The sequence below is a fragment of the Brevundimonas sp. genome (assembly GCF_965227765.1).
Classification (GTDB): Bacteria; Pseudomonadota; Alphaproteobacteria; order Caulobacterales; family Caulobacteraceae; genus Brevundimonas.
Window position 1 is genome coordinate 1,634,213 of record NZ_OZ245778.1, and the last position, 21,826, is coordinate 1,656,038.

The 21,826-nt window shown below is 66.1% G+C and carries 22 protein-coding genes; 13 read left to right on the forward strand and 9 right to left on the reverse strand.

The annotated features are described in order from the left end of the window. Positions 1 to 1,638, forward strand: a complete 1,638-nt coding sequence (locus ACO05L_RS07845; protein WP_421731595.1) for a Na+/H+ antiporter — start codon at positions 1 to 3, stop codon at positions 1,636 to 1,638. 57 nt (positions 1,639 to 1,695) lie between these two features. Here ACO05L_RS07845 and topA read toward each other — a convergent pair whose 3' ends face one another. Then, positions 1,696 to 4,380, reverse strand: a complete 2,685-nt coding sequence (gene topA, locus ACO05L_RS07850; protein WP_421731596.1) for a type I DNA topoisomerase — start codon at positions 4,378 to 4,380, stop codon at positions 1,696 to 1,698. A 261-nt stretch (positions 4,381 to 4,641) separates the two neighbouring features. On the opposite strand from topA, the gene ACO05L_RS07855 reads away from it, so the two are divergent. Further along, positions 4,642 to 4,767, forward strand: coding sequence for a hypothetical protein (locus ACO05L_RS07855; RefSeq protein ID WP_421731597.1), 126 nt, complete (start codon positions 4,642 to 4,644; stop codon positions 4,765 to 4,767). Between the two features lie 20 nt (positions 4,768 to 4,787). Here the strand turns inward: ACO05L_RS07855 and ACO05L_RS07860 are convergent, their stop codons facing one another. The 5 genes from ACO05L_RS07860 to ACO05L_RS07880 form a co-directional block, all read right to left on the reverse strand. After that, a complete protein-coding gene (locus tag ACO05L_RS07860) occupies positions 4,788 to 5,186 on the reverse strand; it encodes a DoxX family protein (protein ID WP_421731598.1) in 399 nt (132 codons plus the stop codon). A gap of 2 nt (positions 5,187 to 5,188) precedes the next feature. Continuing rightward, on the reverse strand, positions 5,189 to 5,632 hold the full coding sequence (locus ACO05L_RS07865) for a VOC family protein (protein WP_421731599.1): 444 nt from the start codon (positions 5,630 to 5,632) through the stop codon (positions 5,189 to 5,191). A 77-nt stretch (positions 5,633 to 5,709) separates the two neighbouring features. Further along, on the reverse strand, positions 5,710 to 6,192 hold the full coding sequence (locus ACO05L_RS07870; protein ID WP_421731600.1) for an SRPBCC family protein: 483 nt from the start codon (positions 6,190 to 6,192) through the stop codon (positions 5,710 to 5,712). Positions 6,193 to 6,216: 24 nt separating this feature from the next. Next, positions 6,217 to 6,720, reverse strand: coding sequence for an SRPBCC family protein (locus ACO05L_RS07875; RefSeq protein WP_421731601.1), 504 nt, complete (start codon positions 6,718 to 6,720; stop codon positions 6,217 to 6,219). Continuing rightward, complete coding sequence (locus tag ACO05L_RS07880) at positions 6,704 to 7,051, reverse strand: ArsR/SmtB family transcription factor (protein ID WP_421731602.1); 348 nt, start codon at positions 7,049 to 7,051, stop codon at positions 6,704 to 6,706. Before ACO05L_RS07880 ends, ACO05L_RS07875 begins: the two co-directional genes overlap by 17 nt. 129 nt (positions 7,052 to 7,180) lie before the next feature. On the opposite strand from ACO05L_RS07880, the gene ACO05L_RS07885 reads away from it, so the two are divergent. The 4 genes from ACO05L_RS07885 (at position 7,181) to ACO05L_RS07900 (ending at position 10,751) form a co-directional block, all read left to right on the forward strand. Next, the gene (locus ACO05L_RS07885) at positions 7,181 to 7,792 is read left to right on the forward strand and encodes a flavodoxin family protein (RefSeq protein ID WP_421731603.1); all 612 of its coding nucleotides are present in this window, start codon (positions 7,181 to 7,183) and stop codon (positions 7,790 to 7,792) included. A gap of 60 nt (positions 7,793 to 7,852) precedes the next feature. Next, positions 7,853 to 8,338: a nuclear transport factor 2 family protein gene (locus ACO05L_RS07890; protein WP_421731604.1), complete on the forward strand. Its 486-nt coding sequence runs from the start codon at positions 7,853 to 7,855 to the stop codon at positions 8,336 to 8,338. Further along, positions 8,338 to 9,069 carry a DNA repair protein RecO gene (gene recO, locus ACO05L_RS07895; protein ID WP_421731605.1) on the forward strand — a complete coding sequence of 244 codons (732 nt, stop codon included), beginning with the start codon at positions 8,338 to 8,340 and terminating at the stop codon, positions 9,067 to 9,069. Before ACO05L_RS07890 ends, recO begins: the two co-directional genes overlap by 1 nt. Positions 9,070 to 9,164: 95 nt before the next feature. Continuing rightward, on the forward strand, positions 9,165 to 10,751 hold the full coding sequence (locus ACO05L_RS07900) for an ATP-binding protein (RefSeq protein ID WP_421731606.1): 1,587 nt from the start codon (positions 9,165 to 9,167) through the stop codon (positions 10,749 to 10,751). Here ACO05L_RS07900 and ACO05L_RS07905 read toward each other — a convergent pair. Continuing rightward, on the reverse strand, positions 10,748 to 12,487 hold the full coding sequence (locus ACO05L_RS07905) for a cytochrome c biogenesis protein DipZ (RefSeq protein ID WP_421731607.1): 1,740 nt from the start codon (positions 12,485 to 12,487) through the stop codon (positions 10,748 to 10,750). The genes ACO05L_RS07900 and ACO05L_RS07905 overlap by 4 nt on opposite strands. A gap of 184 nt (positions 12,488 to 12,671) precedes the next feature. Between ACO05L_RS07905 and ACO05L_RS07910 the strand changes: the two genes are divergently transcribed. The 4 genes from ACO05L_RS07910 to ACO05L_RS07925 all read left to right on the forward strand — a co-directional run bounded on the left by ACO05L_RS07910 (position 12,672) and on the right by ACO05L_RS07925 (position 17,843). Beyond that, positions 12,672 to 13,835, forward strand: coding sequence for an acyltransferase family protein (locus ACO05L_RS07910; protein WP_421731608.1), 1,164 nt, complete (start codon positions 12,672 to 12,674; stop codon positions 13,833 to 13,835). Between the two features lie 105 nt (positions 13,836 to 13,940). Continuing rightward, positions 13,941 to 16,148 (forward strand): DNA topoisomerase IV subunit A, encoded by a 2,208-nt coding sequence (gene parC, locus ACO05L_RS07915; protein WP_421731609.1) that lies wholly within the window; start codon positions 13,941 to 13,943, stop codon positions 16,146 to 16,148. Between the two features lie 74 nt (positions 16,149 to 16,222). Further along, positions 16,223 to 16,792: a LemA family protein gene (locus tag ACO05L_RS07920; RefSeq protein ID WP_421731610.1), complete on the forward strand. Its 570-nt coding sequence runs from the start codon at positions 16,223 to 16,225 to the stop codon at positions 16,790 to 16,792. A 10-nt stretch (positions 16,793 to 16,802) separates the two neighbouring features. Further along, positions 16,803 to 17,843 carry a M48 family metallopeptidase gene (locus tag ACO05L_RS07925; protein ID WP_421731611.1) on the forward strand — a complete coding sequence of 347 codons (1,041 nt, stop codon included), beginning with the start codon at positions 16,803 to 16,805 and terminating at the stop codon, positions 17,841 to 17,843. 198 nt (positions 17,844 to 18,041) lie between these two features. Here ACO05L_RS07925 and ACO05L_RS07930 read toward each other — a convergent pair whose 3' ends face one another. Beyond that, positions 18,042 to 18,779, reverse strand: a complete 738-nt coding sequence (locus ACO05L_RS07930; protein ID WP_421731612.1) for an arginyltransferase — start codon at positions 18,777 to 18,779, stop codon at positions 18,042 to 18,044. A 163-nt stretch (positions 18,780 to 18,942) separates the two neighbouring features. After that, positions 18,943 to 19,845, reverse strand: coding sequence for a flagellar motor protein MotB (locus ACO05L_RS07935; RefSeq protein ID WP_421731613.1), 903 nt, complete (start codon positions 19,843 to 19,845; stop codon positions 18,943 to 18,945). Positions 19,846 to 19,943: 98 nt separating this feature from the next. Here ACO05L_RS07935 and ACO05L_RS07940 point away from each other — a divergent pair, with 98 nt between their 5' ends. From ACO05L_RS07940 to ACO05L_RS07950, 3 genes are read left to right on the forward strand one after another with little or no spacing between them, the layout of a single operon-like run. After that, the gene (locus ACO05L_RS07940) at positions 19,944 to 20,450 is read left to right on the forward strand and encodes a flavin reductase family protein (protein ID WP_421731614.1); all 507 of its coding nucleotides are present in this window, start codon (positions 19,944 to 19,946) and stop codon (positions 20,448 to 20,450) included. A gap of 10 nt (positions 20,451 to 20,460) precedes the next feature. Beyond that, entirely contained in the window at positions 20,461 to 21,351 is an 891-nt protein-coding gene (locus ACO05L_RS07945; RefSeq protein WP_421731615.1) for an NAD(P)-dependent oxidoreductase, read from the forward strand. After that, positions 21,276 to 21,818 (forward strand): hypothetical protein, encoded by a 543-nt coding sequence (locus tag ACO05L_RS07950; protein ID WP_421731616.1) that lies wholly within the window; start codon positions 21,276 to 21,278, stop codon positions 21,816 to 21,818. The genes ACO05L_RS07945 and ACO05L_RS07950 overlap by 76 nt, the downstream gene beginning before the upstream one ends. The last annotated feature ends 8 nt before the right edge of the window (positions 21,819 to 21,826 follow it).

Sequence of the window (21,826 nt, forward strand, 5' to 3'; positions counted from 1 at the left end):
ATGGCCCTGATCGAGACCGTCCTGCTGCTTCTGTTGGCCGTGGTGGTGTCGGGCTCGATTGCGCGGATAACCCGGATCGCCCTGCCTTTGGTCCAGATCGCCCTGGGGGCCGTGGTCGTGATGATCACCGGTGAATCGATCGACCTGGAACCGGATATCTTCTTTCTGCTGTTCCTGCCGCCGCTGCTGTTCCTGGACGGCTGGCGCATTCCCAAGGAAAACCTGTTTCGTGACCGGGCGGTGATCCTGGAACTGGCCCTGGGGCTGGTGCTGTTCACTGTCCTGGGGCTGGGCTTCCTGATCTGGTGGATGATCCCCGAGATGCCCCTGCCGGTGGCCTTCGCTTTGGCGGCCATCCTGTCGCCGACCGACCCGATCGCGGTCCAGGCCATCGCCTCGCGCGCGCCGATCCCCAAGCGGCTGATGCATATCCTCGAGGCCGAATCCCTGCTGAACGACGCGACCGGCCTGACCTGTATGCGGATCGCCGTGATCGCCGCGACGACGGGCGTGTTTTCCATCGGGGCGGCCATCGGCACCTTCGCCTGGCTGGCCCTGGCCGGGGTGACCGTCGGCGTGGGGATCACCCTGGCCATCAGCTACGCCAAAAGCCTGGTCAGCCGTCGCTGGGGCGAGGACGTGGGGGCCCAGATCCTGATCAGCCTGCTGATCCCGTTCGCCGCCTATCTGGCCGCCGAAGAACTGCACGCGTCTGGCATTCTGGCCGCCGTCGCCGCGGGCATCACCATGAGCTTCACCGAGAGGGGCGTGCGCGCGACCCAGGCCATGGCCATGACCCGCATCCGCCGCGCCGTCGTCTGGGACACGGTGCAGTTCGTCGCCAACGGGGTGATCTTCGTCATCCTGGGCGAGCAGATGCCCTCAATCTTCGCCCGCGCCGCTCAGGTGGTTGCAGGCACCAGCCGCCCCGAGACCTGGTGGCTGGCGGTCTATGTGCTGGGCATTGTCGCAGCCCTGGCGACCTTGCGCTTCGTCTGGGTGTGGACCTCGCTGAAGCTGACCCTGTTTCGCCAGCGTCACAAGGGGCCTGCGCCCAAGGTGGGCCTGCGGCTGACCATGGTGATGTCGCTGGCCGGCGTGCGCGGGGCCGTGACTCTTGCCGGTATCCTGACCGTGCCCTTCGTCCTGGCCGACGGCTCGCCCTTGCCCTCGCGCAGCCTGGCCATCTTCCTGGCGGCGGGGGTGATCATCGTGTCCCTGGTGGTGGCGACCTTCGCCCTGCCGCGCCTGCTGAAGAACGTCGAACTGCCGCCCGAACCCTCGCATCAGCAGGAAGAGGATCGCTCGCGGGTCGCCGCTGCCGGCGCGGCGCTGAAGGCCGTCGAGGAAGCCTCGCATCGGCTGGCCGAGGGGCAGGCCGATCCCGACCGCTACGCCGACATCGCCAGCCGCATCATGGCCCTGTATCGCCACCGCATCGAGAGCCACACCCACACCGACGATGATGACGTCGAGGCGTCTCGCAGGCTGGACCTGATCGAGCGCGAACTGCGTCTGGCCGGGCTGGCCGCAGAACGCCACGCCTTGGGACGCCTGATGCGGACGCGCCAGATCGACGAGGACGTGGGCCGTCGCCTGATCCGCGAAGTGGACCTGCAGGAAATCCGTTATCAGTGAGGCGTGATGCACGCTTCGGACGGAGCGGCGGGGCCGGTCCGTCCGAAGGGATGATGCCTAGTCTTCGGCCTTGGCCGCGGGCTTTTTCGCAGCCGGCTTCTTGGCCGCCGGTTTCTTTGCAGCAGGCTTCTTGGCGGCGGGCTTCTTGGCTGCCGGGGCCTTGTCGCCATCCGCCTTGGGCGCTGCCTTCTTGGCCGGAGCCTTCTTGACCGCAGCCTTCTTGGCCTTGGGCGCAGCGGCGGCGCGGGCGGCCAGAAGCGGCACGGCCACCTCCATGGTCATGTCCTCGGGCGCCGTGCCCTTGGGAAGGGTGGCGTTGATCTTGCCCGACTTCACATAGGGGCCAAAACGCCCCGCCATGACGTGAACCGGCTCGCCCGATTCCGGGTGAGCGCCCAGGTCTTTCAGAGGGGCGACGGCGGCGCCGCGACCGGCGAACTTGCCCGCCCGTTTCTCGGCCAGCAGGACGACGGCGCGGTTCAGCCCGACCTCGAACACCTCGTCGATGTCGGCGACATTGGCGTATGTGCCGGCGTGCAGGACAAAGGGTCCGTAGCGACCCAGACCGGCGGTGATCGGCTTGCCGTCCTCCGGGTGCATCCCGACCTCGCGCGGCAGGGCCAGCAGGCGCAGGGCCTGTTCCAGCTCCAGCGTCGCGGGGCTCCAGCCCTTGGGCAGGGACGAGCGTTTGGGCTTTTCCTCGCCAGGGATGGCGGTCTGCACATAGGGACCGAAACGGCCGATCTTCAGCTCGACCGGCTGGCCGGTGATCGGGTCCAGACCCAGTTCGCGGTCGCCGCCAGCCTCGGCGCCCTCGGCGTTGGAGCCGGCGCCGAAGCCGCGCGTGTAGCGGCATTCCGGATAGTTGGAGCAGCCGATGAAGGAGGACTTCATCTTGAAGCTGGCCTTCAGATGCAGCCGGCCCGACTTGCACAGCGGGCACAGGCGCGAGTCCGAGCCGTCTTCCTTGGGCGGGAAGAGGAAGGGACCGATGGCGCTGTCGAGTTCGTCGATCACGCCCTGGCGTTCCAGCACGGCGGCGGTGGCGGGCTTCAGCTTGGACCAGAACTCGCGCAGCAGCGCCTTCCAGTCGGCGTCGCCGGCCGAGACCTCATCGAGCTGGTTCTCCAGGGCGGCGGTGAAATCGTACTGCACCCACTGGCCAAAGAACTGTTCCAGGAAGGCGGTGACCAGACGGCCGTTGTCCTCGGGGATGAAGCGGTTCTTGTCCATGCGGACATATTCGCGGTCGCGCAGGGTGGTCAGGATCGAGGCGTAGGTCGAGGGACGGCCGATGCCGAGCTCTTCTAGCTTCTTGACCAGGGTGGCTTCCGAGAAGCGCGGCGGCGGCTCGGTGAAATGCTGGTCGGTGCGGATGGCCTCGACCTTGGCCTTGGCACCTTCCTTCAGCGAGGGCAGGCGGGTCGAATCGTCGTCCTCGTCGGTCTCGGCGCCCTTCTGCTTCTCGTCGCGGCCTTCTTCATAGACGGCCAGGAAGCCGTCGAAGGTGACAACCTGGCCGGTGGCGCGCAGGCCGGTCATGCCATCCGGCGTCTCGACGTCGACCGTGGTGCGGTCCAGGCGCGCGGCCTCCATCTGGGAGGCAACCATGCGCTTCCAGATCAGCTCGTAGAGCCGTTGCAGGTCGCCATCGAGACGCAAGGATTCGGGATGGCGCGCGATATTGGTCGGGCGGATGGCCTCGTGCGCTTCCTGGGCGTTTTTGGCCTTGGTCTTGTAATAGCGCGGCTCGGCCGGGACGAAGGCGGGGCCGAAGGTGTCGGAGATGACGCTTCGGGCCTGGGCGATGCCTTCGGGGCTGACGAACAGGCCGTCGGTCCGCATGTAGGTGATCAGACCGCCAGTCTCATCGACGCCTTCATACAGCTTCTGAGCCGCCTGCATCGTGCGCTGGGCGGTGAAGCCCAGCTTGCGGCTGGCTTCCTGTTGCAGGGTCGAGGTGGTGAAGGGCGGCGAGGGGAAGCGGCGAACCGGCTTCTTCTCGATCGACTTGATGGTGAAGTCGCCCGAGTTGATCGCGTCGCGGGCGGCGTTGGCCATGACCTCGGACACGATGTCCAGGCGCTGGACCCGCTTGCCCGCGTGCTTGACCAGGCGGGTGGTGAAGGGCGGGCTGTCGGCGGCCAGATCGGCCTCGACGGACCAGTATTCCTGGGGCCGGAAAGCTTCGATTTCCAGCTCGCGGTCGACGATGATCCTCAGGGCGACCGACTGCACCCGGCCAGCCGAGCGGGCGCCGGGGAGCTTGCGCCACAGCACCGGCGACAGGGTGAAGCCCACCAGATAGTCCAGGGCGCGGCGGGCCAGATAGGCCTCGACCAGCTCCATGTCGATCTGACGCGGGGCCGCCATGGCCTCCAGCACCGCTGTCTTGGTGATGGCGTTAAAGGTGACGCGCTCGACGGCGGTGTCCTTCAGGGCCTTCTTCTTGTTCAGGACCTCGAGCAGGTGCCAGCTGATCGCCTCTCCCTCGCGGTCGGGGTCGGTGGCCAGGATGACGCGGTCGGCGCGCTTGGCGGCCTCGGCGATCTCGGTCATCCGCTTGGCGCCGCGGGCGTCGACCTCCCACTCCATGGCGAAGTCCTCGTCCGGCTTGACCGAGCCGTCCTTGGACGGGAGGTCGCGGATATGGCCGTATGAGGCGAGCACCTCATAGTCCGAGCCGAGGTATTTATTGATGGTCTTAGCCTTGGCCGGGCTCTCGACGATGACGAGGTTCATTACTGCGCAGTCTGTTTCGGGAGGCGGCGAACGTGGTTGGCCCGGCGCCCCGTGTCAATCAGAGGCGAACGAAATAGGAAATGATGCTCGCAAAGGTTGCGGCGCGCCTTAAAGTTGTGTCCAATGTACGGGCCAGACTCGCTGATTGAACCTCGCTCGCCAAACCCGCCGCACAGGACGCCCGAGATGCCCCACCCGGTTCCAAATGACGCGACCTCTCAGCGGGGCCGACGCATTGAGAAGAGCAAGCCGGAGTATCCGGTGCGAGAATATATCGGCGCCATGGCCCAGGAACTGGCGCAGATGGCGCGTTGGGACGGCGACGACGCCTTGGGCGCCCTTCTGGACGCCGTGGCCAACCGAGCCGGAGAAGCGCGGCCGGCTTAAGACGCACTATCGCTGAATGGTCAGGCGATCCCGGCGCGGCGGAACGGGAACAGGGCTCGCAACTGCGGGTCGCGCAGCCACAGCCCGCCCCACATGATCAGGCCCAGGTACAGGCTGAACAGCTGGTGGCTGAACAGGGGATTGCCGATACGGACCTGGGTGGCCATCGCTCCGCCCAGCAGCCCCATCGTGACGACCGCGCCCAGCAGGCTGGTGCGCGGGTAGACATAGAGGATGACGCAGGCCAGTTCGATCAGGCCTATCGCCAGCACATAGTCGCGCGGCCAGCCAAGGGCGACGAGTGTGTCCCCGGCGACGGGCATCCCCATCAGCTTCGGCGCCACCGAAGCGCCCAACATGAACAGAACGAACAGACCGCTGAGCACGCGGCCGGACCAGACCATGGGGGTGGCTTTCATCGTCATGCTCCCTTCGGCGCCCAGTCGGCGGCTGGGATGGTGTTGATCATCCAGGGCACGCCGAACCTGTCGGTGAAGCCGCCGAAGCCAGGCGACCATGAGGTTTCGGCGAAGGGCATCCGGATCTCTCCACCCTGCGAAAGGCGATCGAAGATGCGGAGGGCCTCCCGCGCATCATCAAAGTGCAGCGTGACGTCGAAACCGTCCTTGGGCTTGTGCATGTCGGTCGTATAGGCCGGGTGCATATCCGAACCCATCAGCGCCTGGTCTCCGACCTGGAGCCAGCAGTGCATCAGCCAGTCCTTTATGGCGGGGTCCATCTCGACACCCGGAGGGGCCTCGCCATAGGCGATGGCGGCGATGATCTTTCCGCCTAGGGCCTCGGCGTAGAAGTCGAAGGCTTCGCGGCATGTGCCGGGCAAGCTCAGGCTGGTGACGATCTTCATGACGGCGCCTCCTTCTAATTGTTCGGGCTTCTAATTGTTCGGGCTTCTAATTGTTCGGGCTTCTAATCGTTCTGGGGTCAGTCGGGGTTGGCGGCCAGCCAGGCGGCCAGCCGGTCTGCGGTGGAACTCCAGCCATGTTTGTGGCCGGTCAGGCTCTGTTCGGACTTCAGGCCTTCGTGGGTGAAGTCCATGCGCGTCTCGCCGGTCGCCGTCTCGCTCAGTTCGACGGTGACGAGGGTGTCGACCGGCGGGCCGTCCTCGTGGCTTTCGTCCCATTTGAAGGTGAAGACGAGGCGGCGAGGGGCGTCGATCTCGCGATAGACGCCGCCCTGCCACAGGTCCTCTCCGGTCTCGGGCGAGCGCAGGCAGATGCGCCACGCGCCGCCCACGCGGAAATCGCAGGTCGCGCTGACCGCCGGCCATTCAACCGGCCCCATCCACAGGACGAGAACCTCCGGGTTCGACCAGGCGCGCCAGACCAGGTCGCGCGGCGCCTCGAACAGGCGCTGCATCTTCAGGGTCGGGCGCGTGGCGGGCGCCATGGCGACGGCTTCTGGCATGCGCAGTCTCCGTGAGGTTTGGCTTCAGAGCGTTTTCAACAGCTCGGCCAGTTGATCGGCGACCGTGCCCCAGCCTTCGTGGAAACCCATCTGCTCGTGCTGTTTCATGGTCTCGGCGTTCCAGTGGCTGGCGGTGGCCGTGTATTTCGTCTTTCCGTCCGCCGTGGGCTCCATCTCGATCCGAGCCGCCATGAACGGTTGACCTGCCGGCTTCCAGTCTGGGGTGAAGGCGTCGGTGGTGATGATGCGCCGGTTCGGCACGACGTCCAGAAACACGCCTGTGTTGGGGAAGGCCTCGCCGTTCGGACCGTGCATGGTGAACTGGAACCGACCGCCGACGCGCGGCTCGACGACGGCGTCGGTGATCGACCACGGCTCGGGTGCGAACCACCGGCTCAGGATCGCCGCGTCCGTGTAGGCCTTGAAGACCTTCTCGGGCGAGGCGTCGAGGATGCGTTCCAGCGTCAGGTCGAAGGCGTGCGCGGCGCCGTCGGTGTCGCAGGGATTGTCGTCAGTTAGGTTTGCCATCGTCGTTTCCTTTCTGAATCTTGCGAAGATAATCGTCCAGACGGTTGAAGCTCTTGTCCCAGTAGCGGCGGTAGTATTCCAACCACTCGGCCATGCCCTTCATGCCCATCGGCTCCAGTCGTGCAGGACGCCACTGGGCCTCCTTGCCGCGGGAAATCAGCCCCGCCTTTTCCAGCACCTTCAGGTGTTTCGACACGGCCGGCAGGCTCATGTCGAACGGCTCGGCCAACTCGCCGACGCTGGCCTCGCCCTCGCACAGCCGCGCCAGGATGGCCCGACGGGTCGGGTCGGCCAAGGCTGCGAACTTTGCGGATAGGGGGTCGGTCTGCATCGGGCCAATCGTATGTAACTGACAAGTTAAATGCTCCCGCGAATTCGTCTTGTCAACCGAGAGGTTAAATAGGGTTCGGGAACGGTGTGGCGGCCCGCCGGTTCATCCTCGCAACATGAGGAAACACCGATGAAAGCCGTCATCCTGAACTGCACGCTCAAGCCGTCGCCAAAGACGTCCAGCACCGAGGCCCTGGCGAAAGTCGTCATTGCGGAGCTCGAGAAGGGCGGGGCCGAGACCGAACTGATCCGGCTGGTCGACCTGAACATCAAGCCGGGCGTCACCGGCGACGAAGGCGACGGGGACGACTGGCCTTCGGTGGACGCGAAGCTGAAGGCGGCCGACATCGTCGTTTTCGCTACCCCGACCTGGCTGGGCCAGATGTCGAGCATCGCCCTGCGGGCGCTGGAACGGATGGACGCCTGGTTCGAGGAGGCAGACGACAGCGGTCGCCCCATCGCCTTCGGCAAGGTCGCCGGCATCGTCATCACAGGCAACGAGGACGGCGCCCACCATATCGTGGCGACGATCTCGCAGGGTCTGATCGACATGGGCTTCACCATCCCGGCGCAGAGCTGGACCTACTGGCATCTGGGCCCAGGACCCGGCCCGGACTACGTCGAGACGGATCAGGGGCATGACTACTCGGACCGTGTGGGCCGCAATGCTGCACGGAATCTGGTCGCCCTGGCCAAGGTGTTGAAGCCGGAAACCTATCCGGCCCCCGAGAGCGGCGAATAGGCGTTGGCGTGACCCGCAGCTGGCCCTAGAAGGGGTGCGTACAAACCGGGAACTTACGCCATGTCCTTCATCGCCCTGATCGCCGCCGTCGCTCTGCAAGCCGCACCTGCCGACACGGCGGAGGCACAGATCGGCGCGGTGCTGGACCAGCTGAACGTCGCCTCTACGGCGGCGGACACCGAGGTCTATTTCGGCCTCTATACGCCTGACGCCCGCTTCATCGGCACGGACCGGAACGAGCGTTGGACGATCGACGAGCTTCGCGCCTATGCAGCGCCGGTGTTCGCGTCGGGCAGGGGCTGGACCTATGTTCCGTCGGACCGCGTGATCACCGTCGCCGATATCGACTGTCGCTGCGTCGCCTGGTTCGACGAGCAGCTGACCAACCCGTCCTATGGCGCGGCGCGGGGATCGGGTGTTATGCGCTTGACGCCGGCTGGCTGGAAGATCGAGCAATATGTGCTGTCCTTCCCGGTGCCGAATGACAAGGCCGCCGCCGTCATCGCCGTCATCAAGGGCGAGGCCGAGGCGGCAGTCGCTCACTGATGGAGTTCCACGAGGAAGCCTTTGTCCTGTCGGCGCGGTCGCATGGCGATACCGGAGTGGTGGTCGATCTGTTGACCGAGACCCATGGCCGCCATGCGGCCTATGTCGCGGGCGGAGCGTCGCGTCGGATGAAGCCCTTTCTGCAGGCGGGCGCGCGGGTCATTGCCGACTATAGGGCGCGGACCTCGGACCATCTGGGCTCGGCGCGGCTGGAGCCGGTGGGCGAGGGGCCTAGCGCCCTGTTCGAGGACGCGCTGGCCCTGGCCGGGTTGGCGGCGGCGGCGGCGGTGGCTCAGGGCGCCTTGCCCGAGCGTGAGGCCCACCCCGGCGCCTTCATGGCCTTTGAGGCGCTGATGTCAGCCTTCGTCATTCCCGAGGTCTGGCCTGCGGTCTTCGTGCGGTTCGAGGCGGGACTGCTGGAGGATCTGGGGTTCGGTCTGGATCTGTCGCGGTGCGCGGCGACCGGGGTCATGGACGATCTGATCTATGTCAGCCCCCGCACCGGGCGGGCGGTCAGCCGCGACGCTGGCGCCCCCTATGCCGACAAGATGCTGACCCTGCCGCCCTTCATGCTGGGCGCCCAGGCCGGGCTGCGCGAGGGCGATGTCGGCACCGGGCTGGACCTGACCGGCCACTTCCTCGAGCAGTTCGTCTTCCACCCCCAGAACAGGCCCATTCCGCCAGCCAGGGTCTGGATGGTGGACAAGCTGAGGGAGCAGGGACGGCTGTGATGGCGACACAAGGTGCGGTCGAGACAAGACCAGATTAACCTTAGCCGAGGTAGTCTTTCCGTGCCGGTGTTGGCGTGTCCAGGAGTCCTCAAGGCATGTCTCAAGCCGCCTTCGTCGACACGGGGTCACGTCAGACGGACGAGGGGGCGCATCCATTTTCGCGCGCCGAAGCCGTTGCAGATATCGCCGCCTTCTTCGATGTGTCCCTGGATCTTCTCGTCATTCGCGATCTCGAAGGGGTCGTCGTCAAAGCCAGCCGCTCATGGCTTTCGCTGATGGGCTACAATCCCGCCCAGCTCGAGGGCCGGAAACTTCTCAGCCTCGTCCATCCCGAGGATATGCCCGGAACCCACAACAGCGTCTTCGAGGTCGAGAGCCGCAAGGTCGGGCAGCCGATCCTGGGGTTCATCAACCGATACCGTCACAGCGACGGACATTACCGGACGCTGGAGTGGCGGGCCCAGAGGTTCGAAAACCGGATCTATGGCGTTGCTCGCGACGTCACCAACAAGGTCGCAGCCGAGCGCGAACTGATCGAAGCCAAGGCCGCCGCCGAGAGCGCCAATCGCGCAAAGTCCGACTTCCTGGCCAATATGAGCCACGAGATCCGCACGCCCCTGAACGGCGTCATCGGCATCGCAGACGTGCTGGCGCGCACCCCATTGAATGCGGAGCAGGCGGAGCTGGTCGAGTTGATCCGCGATTCCGGCGCGACGCTGGAACGGCTGGTTTCCGACATTCTGGATATGTCCAAGATCGAGGCGGGACAGGTCGATCTCGAGGCGCGCCCGTTCGACCTGGAGCGGGTCCTGACCGCCTGCGTGGAGGTCGCTCGGTTGGGGGCGGAGGCCAAGGGGTTGGAGTTCCGCCTCGACATCGACGCCGCCGCTCGGGGTCAGTTCGTCGGCGACAGCACGCGGTTGCGCCAGGTGCTGACCAATCTGCTGTCCAACGCCGTGAAGTTCACGGCTCAGGGCGAGGTCGGACTGACGGTGCGGCTGGACGAGACGACGACGACCCTGATCGTCGAGGACACCGGCGTCGGCTTCAACGCCGAGGAAGCCACCCGACTGTTCGAGCGTTTCAGTCAGGCCGACGACAGCATCACCCGCAGGTTCGGCGGCTCGGGTCTGGGTCTGTCGATCTGCCGCTCTCTGGTCGAGATGATGGGCGGCGAGATTTCAGCGACATCGACGCCGGGCGTGGGCAGCCGGTTCGAGGTGCGGCTGCCGCTGGTTCGCGCGGCGATCCAGACCGGAGTCACCTCGTCCGAGAACGCCATGGGGCCCGCCGGGCTTCGATCCGGCAGACGGCTGCGCGTGCTTCTGGCTGAGGATCATCCGGTCAACCAGCGCGTGGCCCAGGCGATCCTGGCCAGTCAGGGCGCAGAGGTGGTCACGGTCGGCGACGGCGCGGAGGCGGTTGCGGCCTTCCAGCGCGGCGGCTTCGATCTGGTGCTGATGGATATGCAGATGCCTGTGATGGACGGGCTGGCGGCCACGCGGAAAATTCGGGCGTTCGAGGTCGAGCAGGGCCTGGCGACGACCGCCGTCGTGATGCTGAGCGCGAACGCCCTGCCCGAGCATCAGGCGCAGGCCGCCGAGGCGGGCGCCGATCTGCACGTCTCCAAACCCATCACCACCGCCAGCCTTCTGGCAGGCATCGAGACGGCGCTCGCCTAGCCGAAGGTGAAAGCGAAGACCTGAACGCCGGGGTCGCTAAACTCGATCTCGAAGCTGCGCTCGCCCATCGACCGGGCCTGACGCACCAGTTGATACAGGCGCTGGCTGTCCACGGTCCCATTGCCGGCGGCGTCGACATCGACACCCGCGTCCGGGCCGGGCGCGCGACCATCGATGCGGACGCGGAACCGCACCGGCTTGGCCGGATCGGCCAGACCCATGACCAGATGCAGGTCGCGCCCCCGGAAGCGATAGGTCACCTTGCCGCCCGCGCGGGTCAGGTCTGCGTGCTCGTTCCTCACGATCCAGTCGCCGGTCAGGCTCCACTGGTTCAGGGTCAGGGGCGCCGAGCCATAGGTCTGGACGGCGTCGCGCAGCACGGGTTGGGGCGAGGCGAAGTTGGCGGCGCGGGCATAGCCCAGATAGGTCTCTGGCGAGCGGACGCCGGGGGTGGTGACACCCGCCGGGGCCTCGGCGCCCTGGCCCATGATGTCGACCAGATCGGTGGGGACGTCGGTGCGCCCAGCCTCCCGCAGCAGTTGCTGAATGACGCGTTCAGAGTGGTCGTAATCCCCCTCGCCAAAGTGGTGATAGCGGATGTTCCCCACGGCATCGACGAAGTAGTGGGCGGGCCAATACTGGTTCTGGAAGGCGCGCCAGATGGCGAAGTCGTTGTCCATGGCGACAGGATAGGTGACGCCGAACCGCTGGATAGCGGCGCGCACGTTGGGCTCGGACTTCTCGAAGGCGAACTCGGGCGTATGGACCCCGATGACGACGAGGCCGTACGGCGCGTATTTCGCGGCCCAGGCCCGCACATAGGGCAGGGTGCGCACGCAGTTGATGCAGGAATAGGTCCAGAAGTCGAAGACCACGACCTTGCCCTTCAGGCTCTCGGCGGTGATGGGCGCCGAGTTCAGCCAGCCGGTCGCGCCGGTCAGGGGCGGCATGGCGGCCTCGATGGGCAGGTTCTCGATAGGCGCGCGGGCGGTGTTGGAGGGCTGGCCGGCGCCGACCCGGGTCAACAGGCTCTGCTCGACCTTGTTCACGCCGCTGGCCGACAGCCGGGTCAAGAGGCCGGTGTCGAGACCGAGCGCGATGGCGGCGACGCCGATCAGCACCAGGACGCCCAGACCCTTGCGCACCCATTCACCGACGCCCAGCGACTTCTTCATGGTCTGGAACACCTTGCCGCCAACCAGCAGGGCCAGGGCCAGGGAGGTCGCCGCGCCCGCCGCATAGGCGGCCAGCAGCAGGGTCGTGCCGACGGATGCCCCCTGCAAAGCCGCTCCCGTCAGGATCAGGCCCAGGATCGGCCCGGCGCACGGCGCCCACAACAGGCCGGTCGCCACGCCCAAGAGGAAGGACGGCCAGATCGAGGACCGGCCCGCCGCCTGTTCCAGACTGGCCCGCTCGGTCAGCCTGGACCCCAGGGCCACCAGGGGCCGGGTCAGCCGGTCGGCCAGGGACGGAAAGATCAGCGTCAGACCCAGCACGGCCATGACGATCAGGGCGATCCAGCGCCCGACCTGATTGGCCTGCACCGCCCAGCCGCCGCCGATAGCCGCCAGGCTGGCCACGCCCGCAAAGGTCAGCGCCATCCCCACCAGCAGGGGCAGGCCGCTGCGGATGAAGGGCTGTTCCGCCCGCGCGAACACGAAGGGCAGCACCGGCAGGATGCACGGGCTGAGGATGGTCAGGGCCCCGGCGAGATAGGACAGCAGGATCAGGATCATGGACGTGTCCGATGGGGCGAGGCGCCCGCTTGATGACTATACGCCTCAGGATTGCGTTCGGATGCCGAATCGTTCGTCATTCAGGGCGCTGGATCGGTCGTTAGATATTCAGCCAGTTTCCATCCTGTGTGATCCGACTTTACTTCCGCCGGCAGGGGGCTGCTTTGAACGAGCTTGATCGCCGATGACGACCTCGACCCTCTCGTCCTCAGGCAGCGCAGTGAGCAGCGCAAAGGCCCACTACGTCGTGCTGGACGGACTGCGCGGTGTCGCCGCACTGATGGTGGTTGTTTTCCATCTGTTCGAAGCCTGGTCACACGGTGATCCCCGGCAGCAGATCATCAACCATGGCTACCTGGCTGTGGACTTCTTCTTCATGCTCTCCGGATTCGTCATCGCTTATGCCTACGACGACCGTTGGGGAGGCATGTCCCAGTGGGAGTTCTACAAGCGCCGGCTGATCCGCCTGCAGCCGATGATCATCGTCGGGAGCGTGATCGGGGCCGTCCTGTTCGCCTTCCAGGGATTCTCGATCTTTCCGAATGTTCGGGACGCCGCATGGTGGCAGGTTGTGGCCGTCATGCTGGTGGGTTTCACCATGATCCCGCTGCCGAGGTCTGCCGACATCCGGGGCTGGACCGAGATGTACCCGTTGAATGGCCCGGCCTGGTCGCTGTTCTACGAGTTCGTCGCCAATTTCCTGTATGCGGTCGGCCTTAGAAAGCTGTCGAACCGGGCGCTTGGCGTTCTGGTGGCCGTCGCCGCCCTCGCGCTCATCTATCTCGCGGTCTTTGGTCCGCGCGGCGACCTGATCGGCGGCTGGGGCATGGACCCCGTCGGCATTCAGACCGGACTGACGCGGGTGATGTTCCCCTTCTTCGCAGGTGTGCTGCTATTCCGGCTGGGCCATAGGGTGAAGCTTCGGAACGGCTTCATCGTGTGCAGCGCCTTGCTGGTGTGCGCACTGGCCCTGCCGCGGTTCGGCGCGGCGGATCAGACCTGGCTCAACGGGCTCTATGAGGTTCTTTGCGTGATGATCCTGTTCCCCATCATCGTCGCAATAGGGGCAGGGCAGGCCGATGCGGGAGGACGCTCACTGCATGTGGCGCGCCTGTTCGGCGACCTGTCCTATCCGCTCTACATCACCCACTATCCCTTGATCTATATCTACACCGGCTGGGTGGCCGATGCCCGGCCGTCCGTTCTGGTCGGCGCCCTTGTCGGGGCGGGGGTCCTGATCCTGACCCTCGGGATCGCTTGGGTGAGTTTGAAGGTCGTTGACCTGCCGGTCAGGCGCTGGCTCACTCGCAAGCTTCTGCGTAAGCCCGGGGCGGGAACACCGGCCTGATGGGGGCAGGATGACGCGCACTGTGCACGCGCTTTCCCCAGCCATCGCCCATCAATCGCCCGGACGGTCTAGACTTGTCGTTCAAACCGGCTGATTCGATCCTGCATGACCATTCACACCCCTCCGCCCCCCGAAGGCGGCCGTATCGTCGACGAGCCGATGGAGACGGCGCTGAGCCGCCGCTATCTGGCCTATGCCCTGTCGACGATCACCAACCGGGCGCTGCCCGACGTGCGCGACGGGTTCAAGCCCGTGCACCGGCGCATCATGTACGCCATGCACCAGATGCGGCTGAACCCGCAGGCGGCGGCGCGTAAATGCGCCAAGGTCGTCGGCGAGGTGATGGGCTCCTATCACCCGCACGGCGACGCCTCCATCTATGACGCCCTGGTACGGCTGGCCCAGGACTTCGCCCAGCGCTATCCGCTGGTCGATGGTCAGGGGAACTTCGGCAACATCGACGGCGATAACGCCGCGGCCATGCGCTACACCGAGTGCAAGCTGACCGCCGCCGCCGTCCTGTTGATGGAGGGCATCGACCAGGATGCGGTCGATTTCCGCGCCACCTATGACGATCAGGGCGAGGAGCCGGTCGTCCTTCCGGCGGGCTTCCCCAACCTTCTGGCCAACGGCTCGTCGGGCATCGCCGTGGGCATGGCGACCTCGATCCCGCCGCACAACGTCGGCGAACTGATCGACGCCTGCCAACTGCTGCTTGAGCGGCCCGAGGCCACGACCGCCGAACTGGCCGAGATCGTGCCGGGGCCGGACTTCCCCACCGGCGGCGTTGCGGTCGAAGGCCATGCCTCGATCCTGGAGGCCTATGAGACGGGTCGGGGCGGGGTGCGTCTGCGGGCGCGCTGGGAGCGGGTTCCGCTAGAGCGCGGCGGCTATCAGATCGTCGTCACCGAGATGCCCTATCAGGTCGGCAAGTCCAAGCTGATCGAGGACCTAGCTGCCCTGATCGACCTGAAGAAGGCGCCGCTGTTGGGCGACGTGCGCGACGAGTCGGCCGAGGACGTGCGGCTGGTGATCGAGCCAAAGTCGCGCACCATCGACGCCGAAGTCCTGATGGAGAGCCTGTTCAAGCTGTCCGATCTGGAGGTCCGCTTCCCGATCAACATGAATGTGCTGGACGCCACGGGTACGCCTGGGGTCATGGGGCTGAAGGCCTGTCTGCAAGCCTTCCTCGATCACCGGCGCGACGTGCTGATCCGGCGCTCGCAGTGGCGGATCGAGCGGGTCGAGAAGCGACTGCACCTGCTGGAAGGCCTCAGGATCGTCTTCCTGAACCTGGACGAAGTGATCCGCATCGTCCGCGAGGAAGAACAGCCCAAGGCCGTCCTGATCGCCCGTTTCGGTCTGTCGGAGATGCAGGCTGACTATATCCTCGACACCCGTCTGCGCCAGTTGGCGCGGATCGAGGAGATGGCGATCGAGAATGAATACAACGAACTGGCGGCGGAACTGGCGGCGCTGCAGGCGCTGTCGTCCTCGCCGGCGAAGCAGTGGAAGAAGATCGGTCAGGACCTGGCCCTGGTGCGCAAGGCCCTGATCTCGCCGCGCCGGACGACCATCGCCGACGCCGTCGACTCATCGGCGTTCGCCCCGCCCGAGGCCTATATCCCGCGCGAGGCCATCACCGTCATCCTGTCGGAACGCGGCTGGATCCGCGCCGCCAAGGGGAAGGTCGAGGACCCGTCGGAACTGAAGTTCAAGGAGGGGGATGCCCTGGCCTATCTGGTCCCGGCCTTCACCACGGACAAGATTCTGGTGGCGGCGTCGGACGGGCGCATCTTCACCATCGGCGCCGACAAGCTGGCCTCGGGGCGCGGCCACGGAGAGCCGCTGCGGCTGATGATCGAGCTGGAGGAAAAGGCCGACATCGTCGCCGTCCTGGCCCACCAGCCGGGATCGAAGCTGCTGGTGGCGTCAAAGGCGGGCTATGGCTTCATCGCGCCCGAGGACGACATGCTGGCCCAGAAGCGGGGCGGCAAACAGGTGCTGAACGGCGACCTTCTGGCCATCCTGCGTCTGGGCGCGGCCGATCACATCGCGGCCATCGGCGAGAACCTCAAGACCCTGATCTTCAAGGCCGAGGAACTGCCCGAGATGGGCCGTGGCAAGGGTGTGAAGCTGCAGTCCTACAAGCAGGGCGGGCTTCAGGACATCAGCGCCTTCAACGGCGAAGCGGGGCCGGAGTGGGTCGACGGCGGCGGGCGTCGCCGCAACTGGCCCGACTGGAAGGACTGGCTGGGCAAGCGCGCCGGGGCTGGTCGCATGGGGCCGAGAGGGCTGCGCAAGTTCCGCTGAGCGCCGTCTGACGTCGATTTCACTATTCGACGCCGGCCGTTCGCGCGATAATCCGGCGTCGTTGGGAGAAGAACATGATCGCCTTGATCGTCATCATCGTCATCGTCGCCGTGATCGGCTTCGTCGTCATGGGCGGCTACAACAAGCTGGTGGCGCTGAACCAGCGCGCGGATCAGTCGTTCGCCGACATCGATGTGCAACTGAAACAACGCAACGACCTGATCCCTAACCTGGTCGAGACGGTGAAGGGCTATGCCTCGCACGAGGCCGGCACCCTGGCCGCCGTGACCCAGGCGCGGGCCGCTGCCGCCGGCGCCAGTACGGTCAACGAAAAGGTCCAGGCCGACAACATGCTGACCGGCGCCCTGGGCAAGCTGTTCGCGGTGGCCGAGGCCTATCCGGACCTGAAGGCCAACACCAACTTCCTGGAACTGCAGCGCGAGCTGTCGGATATCGAGAACAAGCTGGCCGCCGCCCGCCGCTTCTTCAACAATGCGGTCGCCGAGTTCAACGCCGTGCGCGCCCAGTTCCCGACCGTCCTGTTCGCCGGCCTGTTCGGGTTTGGTTCGGACAAGCCCTTCTTCGCCGTGGACGCCGCCGACCGGGCCGCCATGACCGCCGCCCCGCCGTCGGTGAAGTTCTAAGGCTTCACGCATGGGCGCCGTCGGGCTTCAGACCCATATCTGGGCCAACAACACCCGCTCGATCGTGCTTCTGGCCGGGTTTCCGGTCCTGCTGGTCGGGATCATCTACGGGTTTCAGCTGATCCTGATGGGGTTCGGCTTTCTGCCCAACTCGGGCGGGACCCTGGGCGACGACATGAGCCTGGCCGGGTCGATGCTGGCGGGGACCATTCCCCTGGCCATCGTCATCGCCCTGATCTGGTTCGCCATCGCCTGGTTCAGCAACCAGGCGATCATCGACGCCATGACAGGGGCAAAGAAGGTCACGCGGCTGGAGAATCCGGACCTCTATAACCTGCTGGAAAACCTGGCCATCTCGCGGGGTCTGAAGACGCCGACGCTGCGGATCATCGAGACGGAGGCGCTGAACGCCTATGCCTCCGGTCTCAGCGAAGGCCACTACAGCGTCACCGTCACGCGCGGCCTGATGCAGACTCTGGACCGCGACGAGATGGAGGCCGTTCTGGCCCACGAGCTGACCCACGTCATCAACAAGGACGTGCGGACCATGGTCATCGCCTCGATCTTCGCCGGGATCATCAGCGTGATGGCCCAGCTGATCTTTCGCGGCCTCTTCTATGTGCGGGCGGGCGGGGACCGGAAGAACAAGAACGCGGGGCCTCTCATCATCATCGGCCTGATCATCGCCGCCATAGGGTTCGGCCTGTCCATCGTCATCCGCATGATGCTGTCGCGCACGCGCGAGTATGTGGCCGACGCCGGGGCGGTGGAGCTGACCAAGAACCCCGACGCCATGATCTCGGCTCTGAGGAAGATTTCCGGCCGGTCATACGTAAAGGCGCCGGACGACGTGCAGGGCATGTTCCTGGACAACACGCCGGAGAAGGGCAACTTCGTCGACGAGATGTTCGCGACCCACCCGCCCATCGAGAAGCGCATCGCCGCGCTGATCAAGTTCGGCGGCGGGCGCGATGCCGGGCCGTGGGATGGGGATCGGCTGGAGACGGGCGTGCCGGTGACGGGATATTCGACGTCGGTGCCGCTGAGCTGAATCATTTTCGTCATTCCGGGCGTAGCTGCGCCTTCGCGGCGTAGACCCGGAACCTAGTGGCGCGCGGTAGCGCGAACCTGTCGCGTATCTCATGTGTCGAACATCGCGCGTGAAAAGGTCGCCTTCGGCGCCGCCGGGTTCCGGGTCTCCGCTTCGCTCCGCCCGGAATGACGAAAGATTGGACGGCGAATTCGCCTGTCAGTCTTCCAGTCGCATCCAGCCCAGGGGCCTGAGGACTTCCATCGGGCGGAAGTTGGCCTTGTAGTCCATCTTGGTTGAGCCCTGGACCCAATAGCCCAGATACACATAGGGCAGGTTCACGATGGCGGCCTGGCGCACATGGTCGAGGATGGCGAAGACGCCCAGCGAGCGCCGCTCCATCGCGGGATCGAAGAAGGAATAGACCATCGACAGGCCGTCGCTGAGCAGGTCGGCCAGGGTCACGGCGACCAGATCGCCGGGGCCGCCGTCGGCCGATATGGTGCGGTATTCGATCAGGTGGGTGCGGACCGCGGTGTCCTCGATCATGGCGACATAGTCCTGCCAGCTCATGTCGGTCATGCCGCCGCCGGGGTGGCGGGTGGCGAGATAGCGTTTCAGCAGATCGAACTGTTCGGTCGTGGCCTCGGCCTCGACCAGGGCGCGCGACAGGTCGGCGTTGCGGGCCAGGGTCTTGCGCTGTGAACGACTGAAGGCGAACTCGTCCACGGGCACCCGCACCGAGACGCAGGCGTCGCAGGCCTCGCAGGCGGGGCGATAGGCGATGTTCTGGCTGCGGCGAAACCCGGCCTGGGTCAGCTCGTCATTGACGTGGGCGCCGTCCGAAAAGGGCAGGTTGGCGAACACCTTCCGCTCGGTCTTGCCGGGCAGGTAGGGGCAGGGCGCGACCGCCGTCATGAAGAAGCGCAGCTGCCGGGTCGGGACGTGCTGGGTCACGCCCGGAACTCCCCGGTTATCTGACGGATATGACGCGCGCGCTTCATGTTTCGATTTGGCGCCCATGTTGGCTGTCCCGCAAGGGCATTCGCGCCACACCAGAGGGGCGCTGTGTGGCCGCAGGATGGCGCCGCGGCCGTCATGGCCAAGGCCGCCGCCTGGATCACAGGCTGGTGTCCATCGGCAGGACGGGCGCTTCACGCAACAGGACGATGGCGATCCGGCGGTTGCCGGCCAAGGACGGATCGTCGGGGTACAGCGGATCCGAACCGGCCTTGCCCGCCACCGAATAGACCCGGTCGGGATCGACGCCGGAGCGTTGCAGCACTTCGCGCGAGGCGTTGGCGCGGTTGGACGACAGGGGCCAGTCGCCAGCCACCGAGGCGCGGCTGGATCCCGCCACGGCGCTGGTATGGCCGGTGATCGAGATGCGGTTGGGCAGGCGGTTGATGACCCCCGCGATGGCGCGCAGCAGCACCTGGGCACGGGCATTGGGACGGTCCGAGTTCTGATCGAACATCGAACGGCCTTCCTGATCGACCAGCTGGATGCGCAGGCCCTCTGGCGTCTGGTCGATGATCAACTGCTTCGACAGCTCGGCCAGTTCCGGCATCCGCTGCATGGCCTGACGCAGGGATTCGGCGGCGGTCTGGAACTCGGCGGCCTCGCGGCGCGCGATCTCCTCGCGCAGGGCGCCTTCGCTGGCGGACGCCAGGTTTGAGCTCTGGCCCACGTCCTGGGTCTGGTCCGGCGGCGCCTCGGGCGCCAGTTGCTCGACCACAGACCGCGAACCCGAACCCTTGCCGCCGTCGTCGCCCAGGGCGGTGCCGCCCAGAATGCCGCCCGATCCGGATGTCGTCTGCGACACGCTTGCGGGGGCGAAATATTCGGCGATGCCGCGCTTCTGTTCAGGGTCCGTGGTGTTGATCAGCCACATCAACAGGAAGAAGGCCATCATGGCGGTGACGAAGTCGGCGTAGGCCACCTTCCACGCGCCGCCATGGTGACCGCCGGCGATCACCTTCTTGACCTTCTTGATCATGATGGGGCGGTCGGAGGCGGACATTCATTCACCGTGCGAGAAACAGCGTTCAGGGTGAGGGTTCGAGGTTAATGCGGCGTTTCCCATTTGCCCGAAATGCCGGGCTCCTCTAGGCCTAGGGCGTGACCCTTGAACCTCTGCCCGACGATCTCGCCCGCGACACCGCCGCCTATCGCCGGGCGCTGGGCGCCTTCGCTACCGGCGTGTGCGTGATCACCGCCGACAGCCCGTCCGGTCCGCTGGGGATCACGGCCAACTCCTTCACCTCCGTCTCGCTGGAGCCGCGCCTGGTGTTGTGGTGCCTGGACGAGCGGTCGGACCGCTGGCCGGTCTTTGCCGCCGCAGAGCGGTTCGCCATCCATGTGCTGCCGTCGTCCGATCAGGCCCTGTCGCGCCGCTTCGCCAAGGGCGTGGCTGTGCTGGAAGAGGGCGAGTTCGTGCGGGCGTCCGATGGGCCGCCCTGTCTGCCAGAGGCGTTGGTTCGGTTCGAATGCACCACCCACGACCGCATCCAGATGGGGGATCACCTGATCATCGTCGGCCGGGTCGAGGCGTTCGATGACGCGGGGGGTGAGGCCCTGACCTTTTTCCGTGGCCGCTACGGCGCCCTGTCGGAACCCTCCACTTGAGGATCGTGGCATGAAAATCGGCTTCGCCGGACTGGGCGTCATGGGCGCGCCTATGGCGCGTCATCTGGTCGCGGCCGGTCACGAGGTGACGGGTTTCAACCGCTCGCCCGCCAAGGCGCAGGCCTGGGCTGAGGCCAATGGCGCCCGGTCGGCGGCGATAGTGGCTGAGGCGGCCCACGGCGCGGACCTGTTCGTCCTGTGCGTCGGCAACGACGACGACGTGCGCTCGGTGGTGAGCGAGGCCCTGACGCATTTGGCGGCTGGCGCGGTTGTCGTTGATCACACCACGACATCCGCCAGGGTGGCGCGCGAAATGGCGGCGCTGGCGTCTGAAAGCGGCCGGTTCTTCATCGACGCCCCCGTATCCGGCGGCCAGGCGGGCGCCGAAAACGGCCAGCTCAGCGTCATGGCGGGCGGCGACGCCGACGCCCTGGCCCGCGTCGAGGCGGCGGTCATGGCCTATTCCAAGGCGATCAAGCACATGGGGCCTTCGGGCTCGGGCCAGCTGACCAAGATGGTCAACCAGATCGCCATCGCCGGCGTGGTCCAGGGCCTGGCCGAGGCGGTGCATTTCGCCCAGGTCGCCGGTCTGGACACCGACGCCGCCTTTGACGCCGTGTCAAAGGGCGCAGCGCAGAGCTGGCAGATGGACAACCGCTGGAAGACGGCGGCCAAGGGCGAGTTCGAGTTCGGCTTCGCCGTCGACTGGATGCGCAAGGACCTGGGTCTGGTGCTGGACGAGGCCCGCACCAACGGAGCGACCCTGGCGCTGACCGCCCTGGTGGATCAGTTCTATGCCGAGGTTCAGGCCATGGGGGGAGCGAGATGGGACACATCGAGTCTGACGGCGAGGCTGCAGGATCGAAAGCCGAAGACGTCTGGGGCCTCTGGAAACGGCTGATCCGCCATTTTCCGGTCTGGAGCCTGATCCCGTCGTCCTTCTATACTCCCGGCGCCTATGGCTATCTGGGCGTTGATTTCGTCACGGGGTTTCGCGCAAACCCGTCCACGAAACAGGCTTTCGATCTGCTGGACGGCGTGGACGATCCGACTTTCGACGCCCTGTCGGCCCTGGCCAACCTGAACGCGCGCCGTCAGGACCAGATGCTGCGCGCCGTGGTGATCGCTTATCTGACCGTCCCGATCACCGTGCTGGCGATCGTCGCCGAGGTAGCCGGCGACGGACTGGTTTCGTTTGTTCGCGGCAATATGACCTTCGTGGTCTCCGGCGCTGTGGGCGTGACCATGGCGTCCCTCAGCTATTACCTAAGCCATTGGCGGTCGCGTCAGATTGTCGGGGTGCTGGACCTGATCCGCATCGAGCGGGGCCAGTCGCCCTTCACCGCGCTGGAACTGCGAGAGGACTAGCGAGGCCG

Bases quoted from the DNA above. Each gene is read 5' to 3' on its own strand.
- ACO05L_RS07845 (WP_421731595.1), top strand. From the start codon at position 1: ATGGCCCTGATCGAGACCGTCCTGCTGCTTCTGTTGGCCGTGGTGGTG.
- topA (WP_421731596.1), bottom strand. From the start codon at position 4,380: ATGAACCTCGTCATCGTCGAGAGCCCGGCCAAGGCTAAGACCATCAAT.
- ACO05L_RS07860 (WP_421731598.1), bottom strand. From the start codon at position 5,186: ATGAAAGCCACCCCCATGGTCTGGTCCGGCCGCGTGCTCAGCGGTCTG.
- ACO05L_RS07865 (WP_421731599.1), bottom strand. From the start codon at position 5,632: ATGAAGATCGTCACCAGCCTGAGCTTGCCCGGCACATGCCGCGAAGCC.
- ACO05L_RS07870 (WP_421731600.1), bottom strand. From the start codon at position 6,192: ATGCCAGAAGCCGTCGCCATGGCGCCCGCCACGCGCCCGACCCTGAAG.
- ACO05L_RS07875 (WP_421731601.1), bottom strand. From the start codon at position 6,720: ATGGCAAACCTAACTGACGACAATCCCTGCGACACCGACGGCGCCGCG.
- ACO05L_RS07880 (WP_421731602.1), bottom strand. From the start codon at position 7,051: ATGCAGACCGACCCCCTATCCGCAAAGTTCGCAGCCTTGGCCGACCCG.
- ACO05L_RS07885 (WP_421731603.1), top strand. From the start codon at position 7,181: ATGAAAGCCGTCATCCTGAACTGCACGCTCAAGCCGTCGCCAAAGACG.
- ACO05L_RS07890 (WP_421731604.1), top strand. From the start codon at position 7,853: ATGTCCTTCATCGCCCTGATCGCCGCCGTCGCTCTGCAAGCCGCACCT.
- recO (WP_421731605.1), top strand. From the start codon at position 8,338: ATGGAGTTCCACGAGGAAGCCTTTGTCCTGTCGGCGCGGTCGCATGGC.
- ACO05L_RS07900 (WP_421731606.1), top strand. From the start codon at position 9,165: ATGTCTCAAGCCGCCTTCGTCGACACGGGGTCACGTCAGACGGACGAG.
- ACO05L_RS07905 (WP_421731607.1), bottom strand. From the start codon at position 12,487: ATGATCCTGATCCTGCTGTCCTATCTCGCCGGGGCCCTGACCATCCTC.
- ACO05L_RS07910 (WP_421731608.1), top strand. From the start codon at position 12,672: ATGACGACCTCGACCCTCTCGTCCTCAGGCAGCGCAGTGAGCAGCGCA.
- parC (WP_421731609.1), top strand. From the start codon at position 13,941: ATGACCATTCACACCCCTCCGCCCCCCGAAGGCGGCCGTATCGTCGAC.
- ACO05L_RS07920 (WP_421731610.1), top strand. From the start codon at position 16,223: ATGATCGCCTTGATCGTCATCATCGTCATCGTCGCCGTGATCGGCTTC.
- ACO05L_RS07925 (WP_421731611.1), top strand. From the start codon at position 16,803: ATGGGCGCCGTCGGGCTTCAGACCCATATCTGGGCCAACAACACCCGC.
- ACO05L_RS07935 (WP_421731613.1), bottom strand. From the start codon at position 19,845: ATGTCCGCCTCCGACCGCCCCATCATGATCAAGAAGGTCAAGAAGGTG.
- ACO05L_RS07945 (WP_421731615.1), top strand. From the start codon at position 20,461: ATGAAAATCGGCTTCGCCGGACTGGGCGTCATGGGCGCGCCTATGGCG.
- ACO05L_RS07950 (WP_421731616.1), top strand. From the start codon at position 21,276: ATGGGACACATCGAGTCTGACGGCGAGGCTGCAGGATCGAAAGCCGAA.